Annotated in this window: 20 protein-coding genes; 4 read left to right on the forward strand and 16 right to left on the reverse strand. The window is 72.7% G+C overall.

Going from position 1 to position 20,204, the window contains the following annotated elements; genetic code table 11:
* Window positions 1–105 precede the first annotated feature (105 nt).
* From QSJ97_RS01990 to QSJ97_RS02000, 3 genes are read left to right on the forward strand one after another with little or no spacing between them, the layout of a single operon-like run.
* Complete coding sequence (locus QSJ97_RS01990; protein ID WP_285669826.1) at window positions 106–966, forward strand: ion transporter; 861 nt, start codon at window positions 106–108, stop codon at window positions 964–966.
* Complete coding sequence (locus QSJ97_RS01995; protein WP_285669827.1) at window positions 963–1,421, forward strand: YtoQ family protein; 459 nt, start codon at window positions 963–965, stop codon at window positions 1,419–1,421. The genes QSJ97_RS01990 and QSJ97_RS01995 overlap by 4 nt, the downstream gene beginning before the upstream one ends.
* 3 nt (window positions 1,422–1,424) lie before the next feature.
* The gene (locus tag QSJ97_RS02000) at window positions 1,425–2,465 is read left to right on the forward strand and encodes an AI-2E family transporter (protein ID WP_285669830.1); all 1,041 of its coding nucleotides are present in this window, start codon (window positions 1,425–1,427) and stop codon (window positions 2,463–2,465) included.
* Between the two features lie 32 nt (window positions 2,466–2,497).
* On the opposite strand, the gene QSJ97_RS02005 is transcribed toward QSJ97_RS02000, so the two are convergent.
* From QSJ97_RS02005 to QSJ97_RS02080, 16 genes are all read right to left on the reverse strand, one after another.
* Window positions 2,498–3,187: an SDR family NAD(P)-dependent oxidoreductase gene (locus tag QSJ97_RS02005; RefSeq protein ID WP_285669831.1), complete on the reverse strand. Its 690-nt coding sequence runs from the start codon at window positions 3,185–3,187 to the stop codon at window positions 2,498–2,500.
* 108 nt (window positions 3,188–3,295) lie between these two features.
* Window positions 3,296–4,873 (reverse strand): amidophosphoribosyltransferase, encoded by a 1,578-nt coding sequence (gene purF / locus QSJ97_RS02010; RefSeq protein ID WP_285669833.1) that lies wholly within the window; start codon window positions 4,871–4,873, stop codon window positions 3,296–3,298.
* Between the two features lie 254 nt (window positions 4,874–5,127).
* The gene (locus tag QSJ97_RS02015; RefSeq protein WP_285669836.1) at window positions 5,128–5,793 is read right to left on the reverse strand and encodes a CvpA family protein; all 666 of its coding nucleotides are present in this window, start codon (window positions 5,791–5,793) and stop codon (window positions 5,128–5,130) included.
* 44 nt (window positions 5,794–5,837) lie between these two features.
* Entirely contained in the window at window positions 5,838–7,220 is a 1,383-nt protein-coding gene (radA, locus tag QSJ97_RS02020) for a DNA repair protein RadA (RefSeq protein ID WP_285669838.1), read from the reverse strand.
* Between the two features lie 104 nt (window positions 7,221–7,324).
* Window positions 7,325–7,651 carry a hypothetical protein gene (locus QSJ97_RS02025; protein WP_285669839.1) on the reverse strand — a complete coding sequence of 109 codons (327 nt, stop codon included), beginning with the start codon at window positions 7,649–7,651 and terminating at the stop codon, window positions 7,325–7,327.
* Window positions 7,648–8,226, reverse strand: a complete 579-nt coding sequence (locus tag QSJ97_RS02030) for a paraquat-inducible protein A (RefSeq protein WP_352231044.1) — start codon at window positions 8,224–8,226, stop codon at window positions 7,648–7,650. The genes QSJ97_RS02025 and QSJ97_RS02030 overlap by 4 nt, the downstream gene beginning before the upstream one ends.
* Complete coding sequence (locus QSJ97_RS02035; RefSeq protein ID WP_285669840.1) at window positions 8,223–8,978, reverse strand: ABC transporter ATP-binding protein; 756 nt, start codon at window positions 8,976–8,978, stop codon at window positions 8,223–8,225. Before QSJ97_RS02035 ends, QSJ97_RS02030 begins: the two co-directional genes overlap by 4 nt.
* A gap of 29 nt (window positions 8,979–9,007) precedes the next feature.
* Entirely contained in the window at window positions 9,008–9,805 is a 798-nt protein-coding gene (locus tag QSJ97_RS02040) for an MlaE family ABC transporter permease (protein ID WP_285669841.1), read from the reverse strand.
* Window positions 9,806–9,926: 121 nt separating this feature from the next.
* Complete coding sequence (locus QSJ97_RS02045; RefSeq protein ID WP_285669842.1) at window positions 9,927–10,679, reverse strand: CC0125/CC1285 family lipoprotein; 753 nt, start codon at window positions 10,677–10,679, stop codon at window positions 9,927–9,929.
* Window positions 10,680–10,727: 48 nt separating this feature from the next.
* Window positions 10,728–11,843 carry an alanine racemase gene (locus tag QSJ97_RS02050; protein WP_285669843.1) on the reverse strand — a complete coding sequence of 372 codons (1,116 nt, stop codon included), beginning with the start codon at window positions 11,841–11,843 and terminating at the stop codon, window positions 10,728–10,730.
* 104 nt (window positions 11,844–11,947) lie between these two features.
* On the reverse strand, window positions 11,948–13,468 hold the full coding sequence (locus QSJ97_RS02055) for a replicative DNA helicase (RefSeq protein WP_285669845.1): 1,521 nt from the start codon (window positions 13,466–13,468) through the stop codon (window positions 11,948–11,950).
* Window positions 13,469–16,444: 2,976 nt separating this feature from the next.
* Window positions 16,445–17,089 (reverse strand): 50S ribosomal protein L9, encoded by a 645-nt coding sequence (rplI, locus tag QSJ97_RS02060; protein WP_285669847.1) that lies wholly within the window; start codon window positions 17,087–17,089, stop codon window positions 16,445–16,447.
* Between the two features lie 11 nt (window positions 17,090–17,100).
* Window positions 17,101–17,325, reverse strand: coding sequence for a 30S ribosomal protein S18 (rpsR, locus tag QSJ97_RS02065; RefSeq protein ID WP_285669848.1), 225 nt, complete (start codon window positions 17,323–17,325; stop codon window positions 17,101–17,103).
* Between the two features lie 19 nt (window positions 17,326–17,344).
* Window positions 17,345–17,809 carry a 30S ribosomal protein S6 gene (gene rpsF / locus QSJ97_RS02070; RefSeq protein WP_285669850.1) on the reverse strand — a complete coding sequence of 155 codons (465 nt, stop codon included), beginning with the start codon at window positions 17,807–17,809 and terminating at the stop codon, window positions 17,345–17,347.
* Between the two features lie 192 nt (window positions 17,810–18,001).
* Window positions 18,002–18,331: a hypothetical protein gene (locus QSJ97_RS02075; protein ID WP_285669852.1), complete on the reverse strand. Its 330-nt coding sequence runs from the start codon at window positions 18,329–18,331 to the stop codon at window positions 18,002–18,004.
* Window positions 18,332–18,478: 147 nt separating this feature from the next.
* Window positions 18,479–18,871 (reverse strand): hypothetical protein, encoded by a 393-nt coding sequence (locus QSJ97_RS02080; RefSeq protein WP_285669854.1) that lies wholly within the window; start codon window positions 18,869–18,871, stop codon window positions 18,479–18,481.
* Window positions 18,872–19,049: 178 nt separating this feature from the next.
* Here QSJ97_RS02080 and fabD point away from each other — a divergent pair, with 178 nt between their 5' ends.
* A complete protein-coding gene (gene fabD / locus QSJ97_RS02085; protein WP_285669856.1) occupies window positions 19,050–19,991 on the forward strand; it encodes an ACP S-malonyltransferase in 942 nt (313 codons plus the stop codon).
* Window positions 19,992–20,204: the final 213 nt, after the last annotated feature.

Consider the following 20,204-nt stretch of genomic DNA (forward strand, 5'->3'; position numbering starts at 1 on the left):
CGCCGGCGGCGCCGCCGCGCCAGCGCGCCGCGCCGGACGGTTGCACGGCGCATCCGCGGCGAGTAGGTATCGGACGCCCCAAGCCGCCAGAGGAGATGGTGCGCGATGACCGCCGAGGCCGCCCCCGAGACCCTGCGCCAGCGCGTCGGCCGGCTGACCGACAGCGCCCGCTTCCGCAACTTCATCCTCGGCGTCATCGTGTTCAACGCCCTGGTGCTCGGGCTCGAGACCTCGAAGACAGTGATGGAGGCCATCGGCCCGCCGCTGCGCGCGCTCGACAAGCTCTGCCTCGGCATCTTCATCGTCGAGCTGATGCTCAAGCTCTATGCCCAGCGGCTGGAATTCTTCCGGCGCGCCTGGAACATCTTCGACGCGGTGATCATCGGCATCGCCCTGATGCCCACCGGCGGCGGGCTCGCGGTGCTGCGGGCGCTGCGCATCCTGCGCGTGCTGCGGGTGGTCTCGGTGGCGCCCTCGATGCGCCGCGTGGTGCAGGGCTTCCTCAACGCGCTGCCGGGCATGGGCTCGGTGATCCTGCTGATGGGCATGATCTTCTATGTCGGCGCGGTGATGTCGACCAAGCTGTTCGGCGAGGCCTTCCCGCAATGGTTCGGCACGGTGGGCGAGAGCGCCTATTCGCTGTTCCAGATCATGACGCTGGAGAGCTGGTCGATGGGCATCGTGCGCCCGGTGATGGAGCTCTACCCGCAGGCCTGGGCCTTCTTCGTGCCCTTCATCCTGGCCACCTCCTTCGCGGTGGTGAACCTGCTCGTCGGCCTCGTCGTCAACTCGATGCAGGAGGCCGCCGGCGAGGATGCCGGCGCCGCCACCGACGACTACCGCCACGAGGTGCTTGCCACCCTCGCCCGGATAGAGCAGCGTCTCGAGGCGCTCGAGACCCGGGTCGACCTGCAGGCCGAGGCCACCGCGCCGAACGACCCCGCAATTCCGGAGGACGACCGATGACCGACCAGAGCTGGACCGTGTATCTCTCGGGCGAGATCCATACCGACTGGCGCCGGGAGATCGCCGATGGCTGCGCCGCGCGCGGCCTGCCGGTGGTGTTCACCGCGCCGGTGACCGACCACGGCGCTTCCGACGACTGCGGCGTCGAGATCCTCGGCGCCGAGGAGAACAAGTTCTGGCACGATCGCAAGGGCGCCGGGGTCAACGCGCTGCGCACCCGCACGCTGATCGGCAAGGCCGACATCGTCGTCGTGCGCTTCGGCGAGAAATACAAGCAGTGGAACGCCGCCTTCGAGGCCGGCTATGCCAGCGCGCTCGGCAAGCGGCTGATCATCCAGCACGGGCCGGACCATGCCCATGCGCTGAAGGAGGTCGACGAAGCCGCCGAGGCGGTGGCCGAGACGCCGGAGCAGGTGGTCCGCCTGCTGACCTACGCGATCACCGGGCGGCTCTGAGCCATGCCCCTGCCCGCGCCGCGCCCCTCCTACGCCCTCGCCGCGGTCGGCGTCGCGGCGACGATCTGGCTGCTGGTCGAGGCACGGCCGGTGCTCGAGCCGCTGGTGATCTCGGTGCTGCTCTGGTTCCTGCTGACGGCGCTGGCCCGGGTGATCGCCTGGGGCATGCATGGCCGCGGCGCCGAGCCCGGGCTCCTCGCGCATCTGCTCAGCGCGCTGATCGCGATCGGCGCGATCGTCGGGCTCAGCGTCATGGTCTCGGTCAGCCTCGCCGGCTTCCGCGAGAACCTGCCGACCTACGAGGCCAACCTGCGCGCCATGGCGCAGGAGGTGGCGAATGCCCTCGGCATCGGCGGCACGCTGGATCTCTCCAGCCTGGTCGGCGACGTCAACATGGGCAACATCGCGCTCTCGGTGGCCGGCTCGGCGGTGGGCTTCGTCAGCAGCCTGGTGGTGGTGCTGGTCTATGTGATCTTCATCTATGCCGAGGGCGCGGGCGCCGGCGAGAAGCTGAAGGCGCTGGCGCCGGACGGCGAGAGGTTCGCCGCGGTCAGCGACACGATCTCGCGCATCCGCCGCGACATCGAGACCTATCTCGGGGTGAAATGCGTGGTCGGGCTGGCGCAGGCGGTGCCGACCTTCGCGATCCTCGCGGCGATGGGGGTGGACGGCGCGGCGTTCTGGTCGGTGATCATCTTCGTGTCGAGCTTCGTGCCCACCGTGGGCTCGCTGATCGGCATCGTGTTCCCGGCGCTGGTGACGCTGGCGCAGTTCGGCAGCCTGCCGGTGTTCCTGCTGGTGACCGGGCTGCTGGCGGTGGTGCAGCTGGCCGGCTCGAACTGGCTGGAGCCGAAGATGATGGGCTCCTCGCTCAATCTCAGCCCGCTGGTGATCCTGATCGCGATCTTTGCCGGCGGCGCGCTCTGGGGCATCACCGGCGCGCTGGTGGCGGTGCCGGCGCTGGCGGTGGCGGTGATCGTGTTCTCGCGCCTCGACAGCATGCGCGCGGTGGCGGTGCTGCTCTCGGCGGATGGAAAGGTCTGACCTTTGGGAATCCTCAAAAGTCAGACATTCATTCACCTCAGATCGAGCATTTCTCCGGGCTGAATGTCTGACCATTTGGCCAGCAGTCTCGCCGCCACCTCGCCCGGATCTGTCAGACCTTCGCGGGACTCTCCGGGATGGAACCGCCCGCGCAGCGCCGTGGGCATCGGCGGCAGCGCCAGTTCCGCCACGGCGATGCGGCTGCCGACCTCCGCCACCCAGGCCGCGGTCAGGGCCGCCTGCGCCGCTTTTGTCATGCAATAGAGCCCGTGGAACGGCGCCACCGGCGCCGGGTCCGCCGCGATCAGCGCCCGCCCCGCCGGGGCCGGCCGCAGCAGCGGATCGACCACCCGGATCAGCCGCTGGAAAGATCTGACATTCACCGCGAGCGCGGTGTCAAGCTCCTTCTCGCCGACATGCTCGGCCGGCGCCAGCGGCGGCGCATAGACCGCGGTGTGCAGCCAGGCATCGACCCGGCCCCAGCGCTCGAAGAGCGCCGCGCCCATGCGCGCCAGCCCGGCATCGTCGCCGATGTCGAGCGGCACCAGCGTCGCCTGCCCGCCGGCGGCCTGCACCGCGTCGTCGAGCTCCTCGAGCGCCCCCACGGTGCGCGCCAGCGCCACCACATGCGCCCCGGCCCCGGCGAGCGCCAGCGCCGCGGCGCGCCCGAAGCCGCGCGAGGCGCCCGTCACCAGCGCCACCTGTCCCGACAGATCGGCCATGCCCGTCTCCTTCGTGTTGGGGACCCTGCGGATACGCCCCGCAGCCGGCAGCGGCAAGGGGGCGGCAGCCGGCGGCGCCGCGGCCCCGCCCGCCGCCGCGCCGGGGGCTCAGACCGGCGCGGGGTCGAGCACCGGCCCGTCGATCTTGCCCTTGGCGCGGGCATCGCGCGGGTCGACCGGATAGTCGCCGGAGAAGCAGGCGTCGCAGAAGCGCGGCGCCGAGCGGTCGCGCCCCTCGGCCATGCCGCAGGCGCGGTAGAGCCCGTCGAGCGAGACGAAGCGCAGGCTGTCGACCCCGAGATGGCGGGCCATCTCCGCCTCGTCCATCCGCGCCGCCAGCAGCTTCTCGCGGTCCGGCGTGTCGACGCCGTAGAAGCAGGACCAGCGGGTCGGCGGGCTGGCGATGCGGAAATGCACCTCCCTGGCGCCGGCCGCCAGCACCATCTCCTTGATCTTGCGCGAGGTGGTGCCGCGCACCACGCTGTCATCGACCAGCACCACGCGCTTGCCGGCCACCAGCGCCCGGTTGACGTTGAGCTTGAGGCGCACGCCCATGTCGCGGATCTGCTGCGTCGGCTCGATGAAGGTGCGGCCGACATAGGGGTTGCGGATGATCCCCATGGCGAAGGGGATGCCGCTCTCCTGGCTGAAGCCGATCGCCGCCGGCGTGCCCGAATCGGGGATCGGGCAGACCAGATCGGCCTCCGCCGGCGCCTCGCGCGCCAGCTCGACGCCGATCAGCCGCCGCGCCTCGTAGACCGAGAGCCCGCCGATCTGGCTGTCCGGCCGGGAGAAATAGACGTATTCGAAGACGCAGAAGCGCGACGGCGCCGGCTCGAAGGGCCGGTGCGAGGTGATCCCGGTCTCGGAGACGATGATCATCTCGCCGGGCTCGATCTCGCGCTCGAAATCGGCGCCGATGATGTCGAGCGCGCAGGTCTCGGAGGCGAGGATCCAGGCGCCGTCCTTGCGGCCGAGCACCAGCGGGCGGATGCCCATCGGGTCGCGCACGCCGATCATCTTGGTGCGGGTCATGCCGATCAGCGAGAAGGCGCCTTCGACGAGGCGGAGCGCGTCCTTCATCTTGTCCGGGATGGTCTGCTGCATCGACCGCGCCATCAGGTGCAGGATGCATTCGGTGTCGGAGCCCGACTGGAAGATGGCGCCGCGCTCGATCAGCTTGGCGCGGAGCTTGTCGGCATTGGTCAGGTTGCCGTTATGCGCGATGGCGAAGCTGCCCATGGCGAAATCGGCGAGCAGGGGCTGGATGTCGCGCAGCGCGGTCTGCCCCTTGTGGCCGGCGGTGGAGTAGCGCGTGTGGCCGAGGCTGATGCGGCCGGGCAGCTTGTCGATCACCTCGGTCTTGGTGAACTCGTCGCGCACATAGCCTAGGCGGCGCTCCACGTTGAAGCCGGTGCCGGGGTGCCAGGTGGCTATGCCGGCGGCCTCCTGCCCGCGATGCTGCAGCGCGTGCAGCCCGAGCGCCGCATAGGTCGAGGCATCGTCGAGCCCCAACACGCCGAACACGCCGCATTCCTCGTGCAGGCTGTCGTCGAAGGGGGTCTCGCCGTGCTCCGGTTCGGCGTGGCCGGAATGGTCATGGCCGGGGTCGCCGTGGCCGTGGATCTCGTGTCTGTCGTGGCCATAGCAGGGAGTGTCGGGCCCGCCCGATCCGATGCCGCTCATGCCTCAGCCCCTCTCTGACTGCACCCGTGGGTTATAGCGCCTGCGGGCCGCAGTGTCACCAAGCTGTCACCCGCGCCGGGGCGGCGCGGTTCTAGCGTCGCCCGCATCGCCTGTCGAGCCCGCGGGCGCGGTTGCCGGGGGCCTGGAGTGGAATGGGTCACACCTGCGCAGATAGGCAGCGCCGGCGGAAAGCCAAGAGCCCCCGGCGGGGCGGGGGCTCTCGGAGGATACATCGCGGCGGTCCGGGCGGCCGGTCAGTTGGCGGTGCTGTCGGCCGGGGCCGCGATGCCGTAGCCGTCGGCGGCGGAGTCGGCCGGCGCATCGGCGCCGCCATCGAGCGGGGCCACGGTGCCGGTGTCGAGCCCCTCGCCCTGGCAGGGCGCCATCATCGCGTCGATGCGCTCGGTGACATAGGGCGGCAGCTCGGTCGGCATCGCCTCGCGCAGGATCCGGGAGATCTCGTCGAGATAGGGCTTGACCTGGGCGGTGGCGAGCGGCTCCCAGCTCTCCTGCCCGCCGGCGAGCTCCTCGTAGAGGATATAGGCCACCGCCACCAGGAAGGCGGCGCGCGCCACGCCGAAGACGAAGCCGAGGATGCGGTCGAGCGGGCCGATCGCGCTGTCGAGCACCAGCCCCGAGATCACCGGGGTGAACACCGCCATCACCAGCAGCCCCAGCGCCATCACCAGCGTGAAGGCGGCAATCACCGAGAGCACGCAGGACGAGGCGAGGAACGGCCCCACGCCCGGGATCTCGCGGATCAGGGGTTCGACCACCGGGGTCAGGAAGGCCGCCGCGACCGCGGCGACGAGCCAGCCGCCGATCGCCAGGATCTCGCGGGTCAGGCCGCGGGAATAGGCGAGGATCGCCGAGATCACCGCGATGAAGGCCACGCCTCCGTCAACCATCGTAAACTGCATAGTTTCCCCTCTCTCTCAGGCGGGTCTTCACCGAGCCGGACGTCTCACGCGGGAATGCCCTCAAAAAGCGTGTCGATCAAGTCGGGCAGATCGGCGATGCGCCGCACCGATATGCCCGATTCGGCAGTCTGCTTCACGCGCGAAGGCGCATAGGCCACCTGAAAACCCAGTTTTTCCGCCTCGCGCAAGCGTATCTCTTCCTGCGGCACCGGTCGAATCGCCCCCGAGAGGCTGATCTCGCCGAAAAATGCCGCACGCGGCGGCAGCGGTTTTCCGGTCAGCGCCGAGCAGAGCGCCGCCGCCGCCGCCATGTCGGCCGCCGGCTCGGAGACCCGCAGCCCGCCCGCCAGGTTCAGATAGATGTCGTGGCCGGTGAAGGAGAGCCCGGAGCGCGCCTCGAGCACCGCCAGCACCATCGCCACCCGCGCGCCGTCGAGCCCGAGCACCGCGCGCCGCGGGGTGCCGAGCGCCGAGCGCGCCACCAGCGCCTGCACCTCGGCCAGCAGCGGCCGGGTGCCCTCGATCCCGGCGAACACCGCCGCCCCCGGCACCGCGCCCTCGCCCTGCTCGCCGAGGAACAGCGCCGAGGGGTTGCCGACCTCCGAGAGCCCCTCGCCGGTCATCTCGAAGACGCCGATCTCGCCGGCCGGGCCGAAGCGGTTCTTCACCGCGCGCAGGATGCGGAACTGGTGCCCGCGCTCGCCCTCGAAATAGAGCACCGTGTCGACCATGTGCTCGATCACCCGGGGGCCGGCGATCTGGCCCTCCTTGGTGACGTGGCCGACCAGGATCACCGCCGGCCCGCGGCGCTTGGCGAAGGCGGTGAGCTCGTGCGCCGCGGCGCGCAGCTGCGCCACCGAGCCGGGCGCGGCATCGACATGGTCGGCCCACATGGTCTGGATCGAATCGATCACCACCAGCCCCGGCTTCTCGGCCTCGAGCGTGGTCAGGATGTCGCGCAGGTTGGTCTCGGCGGCGAGCCGCACCGGGCTGTCGACGAGCCCGAGCCGGGCGGCGCGCATCCGCACCTGCGCCGGGGCCTCCTCGCCCGAGACATAGATCGCCGGCAGCCCGCTCGCGGCGAAGCGCGCCACCGCCTGCAGCAGCAGCGTCGACTTGCCGATGCCGGGATCGCCGCCGACCAGCACCGCCGAGCCCGGCACCAGCCCGCCGCCGAGCACCCGGTCGAGCTCGCCCATGCCGGAGAAGGCCCGCGGCGGCGGCGCCTCGGAGCCGGCCAGCGAGCCGAGCGGCACCCGCCGCCCGCGCTTGGCCCCCAGCGCCTTGCCGGCCGGGGCGGCGGCGGAGAGCGCCGCGGTCTCCTCGCGGATCGAATTCCAGGCGTTGCAGGCCGAGCATTGCCCGGCCCATTTCTTGTGGACCGCGCCACAGGCCTCGCAGACATAGGCAACCGCCGCCCTGGCCATGCTTCCTCGCTCGCCTCAGGTCCTTCAGAGAATCAGATGCCGCCGCTCCGGGCAAGCCCGCGCAGGCCCGATCGGGCCCGAACGGCCCGGCCGAGGCCCGCGCCTCAGGCCGGCAGCGGCGTCAGCGCAACGTAGCCCGCGATCAGCAGCCCCGCGAAGAGCTGCATCATCACGGGGAAGATCCGGTACCAGCCGCGCTCCACCACGAAGACCCAGACCGCGACGCCGAGCAGCGGCACCGCCAGCATCCGCGCCAGCGCCACCTCGCGCTCGAGCAGCGCCCCCATCACCGCCAGCACCGCGATCACCGCGACCGCATGGGCCCGGCGCAGCGCCCCCTCGCGCATCATCGCCTGCGCCACCGAATAGAGCGTGGCCATGCAGATGGCGACGCCGGCGAAGACGCCGATGATCATCAGGATCGAGGTCAAGCGCCGTCTCCCTTCGCGCCGCCGGTCGGCTCCCGCGCGGGCCGGCTCGCCCAGATCGAGAGCCCGACGCAGCCCGTGAACAGCCAGAGCCCCCAGGCGGTCTCGACATAGCCGACGCCGACCCCCTTGGCGAGCACCACGTAGAGCGCGATGAGAAACACGTCCGCCATGGCGAGCCGCGCCAGCCCCGCCAGCCAGGGCTTGGCCCAGCCGCCGAGCCAGCCGAACTGCACGCCGAGCGCCGCCAGCGTCTTGGCATAGGGCAGCACGATGCCGAGCCCGCCGACCAGCAGCGCCAGCGCGATGTCGGCCTGCCAGAGCCGCCCGACCGCGCCGAGAACCGAGAGCTCGCGCCCGCCGATCCAGGGCAGCAGCCCGGCATGGGCCAAGGGCGCCCACCAGGCCAGCGGCCAGAGCAGCAGCAGCGCCGCGTTGGTCCAGAGCCGCGCGCGCGGATCGGAGAGCCCGCGCCAGGCCCCTGCCCGCCCCCTCCCGCGGGTGGGCGGGTGGAGGGAGGGGGCGGGCGCACCCGCTCCTCCAGGCGCCGGCCCCCGGTCCTCCGGGTGCCCGCTCACCGCACCGCGGCGATCGGCCCGTCCGGCAGGCCGTTGACGAACTGGTGCACGTAGGGGTTCTCGGTGGTGTCGATCTCGCCCACCGGGCCGGCCCACTGGATCACCCCCTCGTGCAGCATCGCCACCCGGTCGGCGATCTTGCGCACGCTGGTCATGTCATGGGTGATGGTCATCGCGGTGGCGCCCATCTCGACGACGATCTCGCGGATCAGGTCGTTGATCACGTCGGCCATGATCGGGTCGAGCCCGGTGGTCGGCTCGTCGAAGAAGATGATCTCGGGCGTGGTGGCGATGGCGCGGGCCAGCCCGACGCGCTTCTGCATGCCGCCCGAGAGCTCGGCGGGGAAGAGATCGGCGGTCTCGGCGGTCAGCCCGACGCGCTTGAGCTTCTCGATCGCGGTCTCGCGCGCCTCGGCGCGGCCCAGCCGGTTCTGTCCGCGCAGCAGGCGGAACGCGACATTCTCCCAGACCAGCATCGAATCGAACAGCGCGCCGCCCTGGAACAGCATGCCGAACTTGTCGAGCATCGCCTCGCGCGCCCGGCCGCGGGCCGCCACGGCGTCCTGCCCGTCGACCAGGATCCGCCCGGCATCCGGCACGATCAGCCCGAGCACGCATTTCAGCGTCACCGACTTGCCGGTGCCCGAGCCGCCGATGATCACCAGGCTCTCGCCGCGCGCCACCGAGAGATCCACCCCGGCCAGCACGCGCTTCGATCCGAAGGCCTTGGCCACCCCGCTCAGCGCGATCATCGGCGCGCCGCTCCCGCTCCCCTGGTCCGTCATGCCGGAAACAGCGCCTCCGTGAGGATATAGTTCGAGGCCAGGATCAGGATCGAGGCCGAGACCACGGCATTCGTCGTCGCCCGGCCCACGCCCTGCGCGCCGCGGCCCGAGCGATAGCCCTGGTAGCAGCCCATCAGCGCGATGATGAAGCCGAACACCGCCGCCTTGATCAGGCCGGAGGTGATGTCACCGGTCTCGAGGAAGCGCCAGGTGGTGTCGATATAGACCGCCGGGTTGAAGTCGAGCCGCGCGACGCCCACCGCGAAACCGCCCATGATGCCGATCACGTCGCCGACGAAGGCCAGCGCCGGCATCGCCAGGGTGGCCGCCAGCAGCCGCGGCGCCACGAGATATTTCATCGGGTTGGTCGAGAGCGTCCAGAGCGCGTCGATCTGCTCGGTCACCCGCATGGTGCCGAGCTCGGCGGCGATCGAGGCGGAGACGCGCCCGGCCACCATCAGCCCGCCGAGCACCGGCCCGAGCTCGCGCACCATGCCGATGGCGACGATCGAGGGCACCACGCTCTCGGCATTGAAGCGGGCGCCGCCGGCATAGATCTGCAGCGCCAGCGCGCCGCCGGTGAACAGCGCCGTCAGGCCCACCACGGGCAGCGAGAAATAGCCGATGCGCAGGAGCTGGCGGGCGAACTCCATCGGATACCAGGGCGGGCGCAGGACATGGCTCACCCCGTCGAGCGCGAACAGCGTCAGGCTGCCGGTGGTCTGGCAGAGCCCGAGCACCGCCGCGCCGATCGAGGCGAGGAAGCCCTGGACGAGACGAATGGCGGCAGGCATGCGGGCGGGTCTCTCCTCTGGCGGCGGTCCGGGCGGTGTCCGCGCCTCGCGCGGGACATCGCGGGCCAGAGAGCTATAGCGGCGCGGCCGGTGATTTGCCAAGGCCGCCGGTTGCGCCGGGCTATTGCGGCAGCGCCGTCGTCGGGGCGACCAGCGGCGCCAGGTTGCCGATCACCTCGGCGGCATCATAGGCGAGCGGGTCCGCCGCCGGCTTGGTTCCGGGGAAGACCTGGATCTCCGCGCTCGCGGCATAGTCCGGCAGCGGATAGGCCGGATAGACCGGCGCGCGCCAGGCATAATAGCCCGGGCCGTAATAGAAGCCGTAGCCCCAAGGATACCACGGATAGGCCCAGCCCCAGCGATAGCCGGCGCGGTAGCGCGGATAGACCCCGGGCGCCACGTATCCCCGCCGGTAGCCGCCCCGGTAGCCGTGGCGATAGCCGCCCCGGTAGCCGCCCCTGTAGCCGCCGCCATATCCGCCGCGATGGCCGCGCCCATGGGCCCGCCCTCCCCGCGAGCCGCGCCGCGCCGCCCGCGCCACGCCGGCCTCCGGGGCCAGCGCCGGCACCCCGGTCAGCGCGCTGAACTGGATCGCCGCGCCGGCCTCGTGCTCGACGAGGCGGAACCAGGCATTGCCGGTCTCCAGCGTGATCTCGGCGGCGCGGAAGAGCAGGTAGCGCTCCAGCGTCTCAGGCGCGGTGGCGCTGTTGCCCTGCACGGTGATGCGGAACCGGTTGGCCTCGATCTGCTGCTCGGCATAGCCCGGGCGGTCCGGCCCGGCGGGCTGGTAGGGCACCGGGTAGACACAGGCCGAGAGCAGCAGCGCCGCGAGCAGCGCCAGCGCCCCGGCTAGGCGGTTTCCGTGTGCGGGCATGGGACCTCCCCTGAACGGCTCGCGCCCCAGTCTACACCGCCCGCGGGGTCACAGATAGCGGCGGCGGTAGCGCGCGCCGAGGCTGGTCAGGATCTCGTAGCCGATGGTGCCCGCCGCATCGGCCAAGGCATCGACCCCCTGGGCCGGGCCGAGGATCTCCACCATCGCCCCCGGCCGGGCCGCCGGCACGCCGGTGACGTCGAGGCCGATCAGGTCCATCGAGACGCGCCCGGCGAACCGGCAGGCGCGGCCGCCGAGAAAGCCCCGCGCACGGCCCGAGAGCGCCCGGTGCAGCCCGTCGGCATAGCCGCCGGAAAGCGTCGCGATGCGGCTCGGCAGCTCGGCCCGCCAGCTCGCGCCATAGCCCACCGCCTCGCCGGGGGCGACGTCGCGCACCTGCAGGATCGGCAGCGCCAGGCGTACCACCGGCTGCGCCGCCGCGAAGGGCAGCCCGCCATAGAGCCCGATGCCGGGGCGCACCAGGTCGAAGTGATAATCGGCCCCGAGCAGGATGCCCCCCGTCGCCGCCAGCGAGAGCGGCCGCCCGAGCGCCGCCGCCATCCCGCGGAAGCTCGCGAGCTGCACCGCGTTCAGCGGATGCGCCGGCGTGTCGGCACAGGCGAGATGGCTGCTCACCAGGGCGATCTCCGGCCCCGGGCCGCCGGCGGCGCGCAGCGCGGCCAGCTCCGACGGCTCCAGCCCGAGCCGGTTCATGCCGCTGTCGAGCTGCAGCGCCGCCGGCCCGCGCGCCGCCCAGGCCGCGACCTGCTCCGGCGCGTTCAGCACCGGGCGCAGCGCCGCCTCGGCGAAGACGCGGGCATCGGCATCGGCATCGGCACGCGGCGGAGCCCCCCCCGCCTCCGGGTGGGCGGGCGGGGGAGGCGGGGGGGCCTCCGCCGGCGCCACCGGGAACCCCGACAGCACATAGATCTCCGGCCCCGGGCCGAGCGCCGCGCGCAGCCGCGCGCCCTCCGCCGGCACCGCGACGAAGAAGCGCCGCGCCCCGGCCCCGGCCAGCGCCCGGCCGACCGGTGCGATGCCGCAGCCATAGGCGTCGGCCTTCACCACCGCCGCGGTCTCGGCAGTGCCCGACAGGCGGTCGAGCGCCCGCCAGTTGGCGGCGATGGCGGCGAGGTCGATGGTCAGCTCTGGCGTCAGGGTCATGGGGCGTCCAGCGGGCTCGGGGAAAAACTTGCGCCAAACTAGGCCAGCGCGGCCCCCCCGGGATAGCCCCAATCCGCCCCCGCCGCTGCGGCGCAGCATCGCCCTCAGGTGAAGGCGGCGGGGTCCGGCACATAGCCCGAGCCGGTGCGCACCGGGTCGGTGAACTTGGTGAAGCGCCCCTCGAAATGCAGCTCCACGGTGCAGATCGGGCCGTGCCGCTGCTTGCCGATGATCACCTCGGCCTTGCCCTTGAGCGCGTTCATCTCGTCCATCCAGCGCTCGAGCTTCTCCTGCGCGGCGCGGCGCATCTCCTCGGGCATCGCCTCGTTGGGCTCGGTCGGCTTCTCGCGCTCCTTGTAGTATTCCTCGCGGAAGATGAACATCACCACGTCGGCGTCCTGCTCGATCGAGCCGGATTCGCGCAGGTCCGAGAGCTGCGGGCGCTTGTCCTCGCGGCTCTCGACCTGGCGCGAGAGCTGCGACAGCGCGATCACCGGGATGTCGAGCTCCTTGGCGATCGCCTTCAGCCCCTGGGTGATCTCGGAGACCTCCTGCACCCGGTTCTCGCTGGCCCGCGAGCTGGAGCCGCGCACCAGCTGGAGATAGTCCACGATCATCACGTCGAGCCCGTGGGTGCGCTTCAGCCGCCGGGCGCGCGCGGCCAGCGTCGAGATCGGCAGCGCCGGGGTGTCGTCGATGAAGAGCGGGATCTCCTCGAGCTCGCGCGCCACCGAGAGATAGCGCAGGAACTCCTCCTGCGAGAGGTTGCCCTGGGCCAGCGCCTTGGCCGAGAGCTGCGCCTCCGAGATCAGGATCCGGTTGGCGAGCTGCTCGGAGGACATCTCCAGCGAGAAGAACCCGACCTTGCCGCCGGCATCCAGCACCTCGTTGCCGTCCGGCCCGGCGATCCGCCGGTGCTTGCGCGCCACGTTGAAGGCGAGGTTCATCGCCAGCGAGGTCTTGCCCATCGAGGGCCGCGCCGCGAGGATCAGCAGGTCGGAGTTGCGCAGCCCCCAGAGCTTGTCGTCGAGCTCCTGCAGCCCGGTCGAGATGCCCGCCAGCCCGCCGACGCGCTTGTGCGCCGCCTCGGCCATCGCCGCGGCCTCCTCCACCGCATGGGCGAAGGTGACGAAGCCGCCCTCGTACTTGCCGCGCTCGGCGAGGGTGTAGAGCGCCTGCTCGGCCTCGGAGATCTGCTCCGAGGGGCCCATCTCGGCATCGAAGGTGGCGGCCCGGCCCTGGATCTCGTCGCCGATCCGCATCAGGTCGCGGCGCAGCGCGAGATCGCGCACCTCGATGGCATAGTCGCGCACCGAGATGATCGAGACCACCGCCTCGGCCAGCCGCGCCAGATAGGCGACGCCGCCGAGCTCCTTCAGCCCCTCGTCATCGGCCAGGAAGGGCTTCAGCGTCACCGGCGAGGCCAGCATCCGCTTGCCGATCCGGCTGGCGGCGAGCGCGAAGATGCGGCCATGCACCGGGTCGTAGAAGTGATGCGCCTCGATGATGCCGCTGATCCGGTCGAAGACCTCGTTGTTGATCAGCAGCGCGCCCAGCACCGCCTGCTCGGCCTCGATGCTGTGCGGTGCCGCTGCGCGCTCCGGCGCCGGGCTGCCATCCGCCATGTCCCTCTCCCGCTCGTGGCCGGGTCTGCGTGCCCGTGGTTTCCGTGCCCGTGTCCCTGCCGGCCCGGCGCGCGGCCGGCCGATCCGTCATGTGCCTGCCCCGACCATAGCCCATCTGCCGGCCGAGATCAGGCCGGGCGCGGCGGTTGACAGCCGGTTATCCCCGATTCTTTTCGGCGCTGTGGAAAGATCTGTGGAGAGCCTGGTTTTCGTTTGCAGCGAAAGGGGTTGCCCGGGGAGAGATTGCCCGCTTTCCCGCCGCGGGCCCGCCTGGCGGGGGCATGGCGAGGGCCTGACGGGAAGGCGGGCGGGGCCCGACCGGAATGCCGGCCCAACACCGACGCCCCGCCAGGCAGCGCCCCGTCCAGCATTGCCCGCGCCGCCGCCCGAGCCGCCCAACGCCGCCGCCCCCCCCGCCTCGCACCAAGCCTCCCGCTGTCCGCACCCACGGCGCACCCCGCCCCCCGGCGCAGCGCCGAAAGGCCGCACGGAAGCAAAGGAAACCCACCCCTCCCGCCCACCCGCAGCCCGCTACGCGAAGCCGAGACCCAACCGCCGCCGACGGCACACCGCGCGAGATCAAGGCCCGCCCACCGGCCACGGCGCGACGCGCGAGGCCAAGGCCCAACCGGCGGCGGCAGCGTGCCCCGCGTGGCCGAAGCCCGCACGGCAGCAGCGCGGCGCGCGAGGTCAAGGCCCACCTGGCAGCGGCAGTGCGCCGCGCCAGGCCGAGGCACGTCCGGCGGCGACAGCGTGGCCCACGAGGCCAAAGCCCGACCGGCGGCGGTGGTGGGGCGCGCGGGATCGAGGCCCGACCGGCAGCAGCGGCGAGGCCAGCGAGGCCAAAACCCGATCAGCGGTGGTGGTGCCGCGCGCGGGATCGAGGCCCGGCCGCTGGCGGCGACGTGGCCCGCGAGTCCGAAGCTTACCCGGCGGCGGTGGTGGGGCGCGCGAGGTCAAGGCCCGACCGGCGATCGTCGCGCGACGTGCGAGGTCAAGGCCCGGCCGCTGGCGGCGGCGCACCCCGCGCGGCCAAATCCCGCCCGGCGTCGGCGGCACAGCCCGCGCGGCTAAATCCGGCCGGCGTCGGTGATGCATCGCGCGAAGTCGAGGCCCGCCCCGTTGCAGCGGCACGGCGCGCGCGGCCGAACCCCGACCGGCGGCGGTGGCGCGACATACGGGGTCGAGGCCCGGCCGCTGGCGGCGGCGCGGCCCGCGTGGCCATAACCCGCCCGGCGGCGGCGGTGCATCGTGCGAAGGCGCAGCCCGCCCGGTAGCAGCGGCACGGCGCGCGCGGAGGAAACCCGACCGGCGGCGGCAGCGTGGGCCGCGAGGCCGAACCCCGCCCGGCGGCGTCAGTGCAGCGCGCGAAGGCGATACCCGCCCGGTGGCAGCAGCATGGCACGCGCGGCCGAAGCCTTCCCTGCGGCGGCGGCGCGGCGCGAGAGATAGAAACCCGGCCACCAGCGGCTGCGCGGCGCGCCGGGGCGAGGCCCGGCCGGCGACGGCGAGGGCCCATGCCTTGCCCGAGGAGACCGATGCCGGGATTGCGCCCCCGATCCGTCCCCAGTCCCAACCCCGACCGGACCGAATCGCGGCCCGGCCGATGCGCCGGAGGCCCGCCAGCCTCCGGGTGGGTGGGCGGGGGAGGGTGGCGGGCCTCCGGCGCCCGCCGCCCGCCCGCCGCCCGCAATCTCCGTCCCGACGATGCATATGGCGCTAGGGATCGACCGCACCGCACCCGATCTCGCCGCTCTGCGCCCAGCCTCCGCCGCAACCGGCCCCGCACAGAGCGCCACCGCGCAAGACCCGGCGGCAACGGCCGGCCGTGCACCGCATCCGGCGCCCGAAGCCTGAAACGCCCACCCGGCACCCCGCCCCGCAAGCCGAAACCGCCCAGGCCGCGCCGCCAAGCGCCACCTGCGCGAGACCCGGGACCGTCGGCCGACCGTGCCCCGCCCTCGGTACCCGAACCATTGCCCGAAGCCTAGAAGCTCCCGCCCGGCGCCCTGCCCCGCATGGCGGAACGGCCGAGACCGCAGCGCCGAGCGCCACCTGCGAGAGATCCGGCGGTATCGGCCGGCCATGCTTCGCACCCGGTACCCGAAACCTTGCCCTGAGCCTTGAAACTCTCGCCCTGCGCCCCGACCGGCAAGCCGAAACGATCTAGGCCGCGGTGCTAAGCGCCACCTGCGCGAGATCCGGCGGCGACGGCCGGCCGGCGCACCCCGCGCCCGGAGCCATGCTCGGGGCCTTGAAGCTCGCGCGCGGCGCCCTGCCCCGAAAGGCGAAACGGCCCGGACCGCGGCGTCGCGCGACCGCTGCGGGAGATCCGGTGGCATCGGCCGGACGTGCGGCACACCCGGTGCCCGAAGCCTTGCCTGGAGCCTTGAAACTCCCGCACGGCGCCCTGATCCGCAGGCCGGACCGGGCGTGCGGGCGGAAACGGCGCCGGGTGCCGGATTGGCCGCGCGGGCTGAAGCGGCCATGCATGCAAATGCGGTTGCGCAGGCAAGAAGGGCCGCGCTTGCAGGTACAGCCGCCGCAGGCGAGAACGGTCGCGGGTGCAGGTACCGCCGCTGCAGGCAAGAACGGTCGCGTGCGGAGGGACGGCCGCCGCGGGCAAGACTGGCTGCTCGTGCAAGGTGACGGGTGCTCGTGCAACAGCGGTCGCTCGGGCAAGGGCGGCCGCTGATGCGAGGGCAGCCGCTGGTGCAAGGGCGGCCGCTGGCGCAAGGGCGGCCGCTGACGCGAGGGCGGCCGATGATGCGAGGGCAGCCGCTGGTACAAAGGCGGTCGCTGGCGCAAGGGCGGGCGCTGGCGCAAGGGCGGGCGCTGGTGCAGGGGCGGGCGCTCGTGCAGGGGCGGGCGCCCGCGCGGGAACCGCAGCTCGTGCGACAACGGCCCCGCCGGGCTGGCGGGGCCGTCATGCAGTCCTGCGGTCGGCCCGGAGCGGGCCGGGAGCCGGGGGCCGGGTCAGACCTGCGGCTGGTCGTCGCCGCCGTCGCCCTCGGGCACATCGACCGGGCCGCTCTCGCCGCGGCGGTCGTCGTCCTCGTCATCGGCCGCGCCGCCGAGATCGTCGAACAGCTCGGAGATCTCGAACTCGGCCTCGGCCTCTTCCTCGGCGCGCAGCTCCTGGATCGACTTGCCGGAGGCCTGCATCGCGGCCTCCTCCTCCGAGCGCGCGACGTTGGCGCTGACGCTGACCGCGACCTCGGGGTGGAGCTGCAGGCGCACCGCATGCAGGCCCAGATCCTTGATCGGGCGATCCAGCACCACCTGGCGGCGGTCGATCTCGAAGCCCTCGGCACGCGCCAGGTCGGCGATGTCGCGGGGCGCCACCGAACCGTAGAGCGCACCGGCCTCGGAGGCGGCGCGGATCACGACGAACTGCTTGCCGTCGATCGAGGCGGCGAGCGTCTCGGCGGCGGCGCGGGCATCGGCGTTGCGTGCCTCGAGCTCGGCCTTCTGCGCCTCGAACCGGGCCATGTTGGCCTTGGTCGCGCGCAGCGCCTTGCCCTGCGGCAGCAGGTAGTTGCGGGCATAGCCGTCCTTGACCTTGACGACATCGCCCATGTGGCCGAGCTTCTCGACCCGCTCCAGGAGCACGACATCCATGGCTCGTCTCCTTATTTCACGGCGTAGGGCAGGAGCGCGAGGAACCGCGCCCGCTTGATCGCCCGGGCCAGCTCACGCTGCTTCTTCGACGAGACCGCGGTGATCCGGCTCGGCACGATCTTGCCGCGCTCCGAGACGTAGCGCTGCAGCAGCTTCACGTCCTTGTAGTCGATCTTCGGCGCATTGTCGCCCGAGAAGGGGCAGGTCTTGCGGCGGCGGAAAAACGGCTTTCGCATGGCTCTCTACTCCTTCCGGTCAGTCGCGGGGGCGGCGTTCGCCGCGGTCGTCGTCGCGGCGCGGGCGGTCGTCGTCGCGGCGCGGGCCGCGGGGGCCACGGTCGCGGTCGCCCCGGTCACCCCGGTCGCCGCGCGGGCCGCGGCCGCGGTCGTCGCGGCTCGACTTGGCCTGGATCACCGCCGAGGGGCCCTCCTCATGCGCGTCGACGCGCACGGTGAGCACGCGCATGACGTCGTCATGCAGCCCCATCAGGCGCTCCATCTCCTGCACCGCGGCGGCGGGCGCGGAGGAGCGCATGTAGGCGTAGTGGCCCTTGCGGTTCTTGTTGATCTTGTAGGCAAGCGTGCGCAGGCCCCAGTATTCCTGGCCCACCAACTCGCCGCCATTGTCCTTGAGGACCTGGCCGAACTGCTCGATGAGCGCCTCGGCCTGCGCGTTGGAAATGTCCTGACGCGCGATGAACGTGTGTTCGTAGAGCGGCATCGCCACCCTCCTTCGCCTGCGCTTCCGTGGCCCGGGGGCTGAACCTCCCGATCCCGGGCCGGAGCGGCGCGACATCTGCCGTTTCGGGAGAGTCGGGCCTCTACGCGAATCCGCCGGGCGGCGCAACCCCGGCCGGCCGGCATGGCCCGCAAAGCCCGCCCCCCGGGGGGTGCGCCGGCGGTGCGGGCGCGCTCAGGCGCCGCTGTCCCGCTCCCCCTGCCGCCTGAGGTTCCCGGCGTCCGGGCGCTCGTTCCGCGGCCGAGGCTCCCAGCCCCGACCGGAGGCCGGCGCCGCTTCCTCGGCATCGAGCTTCGCCCGCACCGCGCGGCGCATCCGCTCTTCGGCCTCCAGCTCGGCCGCGCGCGCCGCATGCGATTTCCCGGCGACCAGCGCCCAGATCAGGCCGACCAGCGGGCTCAGCAACAGGGAGACGAAGAAGCCGAGCGCAAAGCCGCGACCCTTCGACCGGGTCAGCAGCCCTACCAGGACAGAGAAAATGATCCATGGGACGACGATTTCCAAAGCAACCTCCCTGAAATGCCCGAATGGCCCGTCTGAAATGCGAGGCGGGACCCCGGCCGGACTTCATCACAATCCGGCAAACATGCCAATATCTGGCGGCGGCGGGAGCTCTCCCCGCCGGGCCGCGCGCCGGCGCCGCGGGCGCGCTCAGGCGCCGCGGGCGTACCAGGGTTTCGCGGCGGGGACATGCAACAGCCAGACCGCCCAGAGCTGCATCGCCGCCTGCGCCAGCGAGAGCAGGCCGATCGCCGCGGCGTGGCGGAAATCGTCGAGCACCGTCGGCACCGTGCCGAGCATCCCGAGGATCACCATCACCGTGACCACCCAGCGCGCGATGCTGGAGCGGCGGCGCGAGGCCAGCAGCACCAGCCCCACCACCACCGCGACGATGGCCAGCAGCGTGGCGACGCTCACCGTGGTCTCGCGCGGCGCCAGCCCGGCGGTGAGGCGGTCCCAGTCCAGCACCGCCAGCACCAGGCCGAGCAGCAGCGAGCCGAGGAACAGCCGCTCGAAGCGGCGCACCGGCGCGGGCATCTCCATCGGGCGGCCACTCCTCGCTCATGCGCCTCTGGGACAGCGGCCGCAGGATAGGCCCGGCCCGCGCCGGCGGCAACCGCGGGGCAGCCGGCGATGTTGATCCGTGACAAGGCGGCGGGGCGGATTTCTTGACAGACTGGCGACACTCTTCCATGCACGCGGGAAAACGCGGGAGGAACCGATGCGCGCCTTCATCTTTCCGGGCCAGGGAGCCCAGACCGTCGGCATGGGGCAGGCCCTTGCCGAGGCCTATCCGGCGGCGAAGGCCGTGTTCGACGAGGTCGATGCGGCCCTCGGCACGGCGCTCTCGAAGATCGTCTGGGAGGGGCCGGAGGATGCCCTCACCCTCACCGAGAACGCCCAGCCGGCGCTGATGGCGACCTCGATCGCCGCCCTGCGCGCGCTCGAGGCCGAGGGCGTGACGCTGGCCGGCAGCGCCGGCTTCGTCGCCGGGCACAGCCTCGGCGAATACAGCGCGCTGACCGCCGCCGGCAGCCTGACGCTGGCCGATGCGGCGCGGCTGCTGAAGCTGCGCGGCCAGGCGATGCAGGCCGCCACCCCGGTCGGCACCGGCGCCATGGCGGCGCTGCTCGGGCTCGACTACGAGAAGGCCGCGGTGGTCGCCGCGGAGGCCGCCGAGGGCGAGTGCTGCCAGGCCGCCAACGACAACGACCCGGCGCAGGTGGTGGTCTCGGGCCATCGCGCGGCGGTGGAGCGGGCGGTGATGATCGCCAAGGAGCACGGCGCCAGGCGGGCGGTGCTGCTGCCGGTCTCCGCGCCGTTCCACTGCGCCCTGATGCAGCCGGCGGCCGAGGCGATGGCCGAGGCGCTCGCCGCCACCGAGATCCGGGCCCCGGCGGTGCCGCTGGTCGCCAATGTCTCGGCCGGCGCGGAGACCGACCCGGACCGCATCCGCGCGCTGCTGGTCGAGCAGGTCACCCACCGCGTGCGCTGGCGCGAGAGCGTGCTGGCGATGGCCGCGGCCGGCGTCGACGAGACCGTGGAGATCGGCGCCGGCAAGGCGCTCTCCGGCATGGTCCGGCGCATCGACAAGAAGATCGCGGCGAGCAATGTCGGCACGCCGGACGAGGTGCGGAAGCTCGCCGAGGCGCTGGCCGGCTGAGGCGCAGGCCGGCCAAGGCGCGCCGACCGAGGCACTGGCCGACCGAGGCACTGGCCGGCTGAGCCACTGGCCGGCCGAGGCACTGGCCGGCCGGAGTGCAGACCGGCCGGGGCGCTGGCCGACCGAAGCGCTGGCCGGCCGAAGCGCTGGCCGGCCGGGACGCTGGCCGGCCGAGGCACTGGCCGGCCGGGACGCTGGCCGGCCGAGGCACTG

This window comes from Paralimibaculum aggregatum, from assembly GCF_030270585.1.
GTDB lineage: Bacteria > Pseudomonadota > Alphaproteobacteria > Rhodobacterales > Rhodobacteraceae > Thermohalobaculum > Thermohalobaculum aggregatum.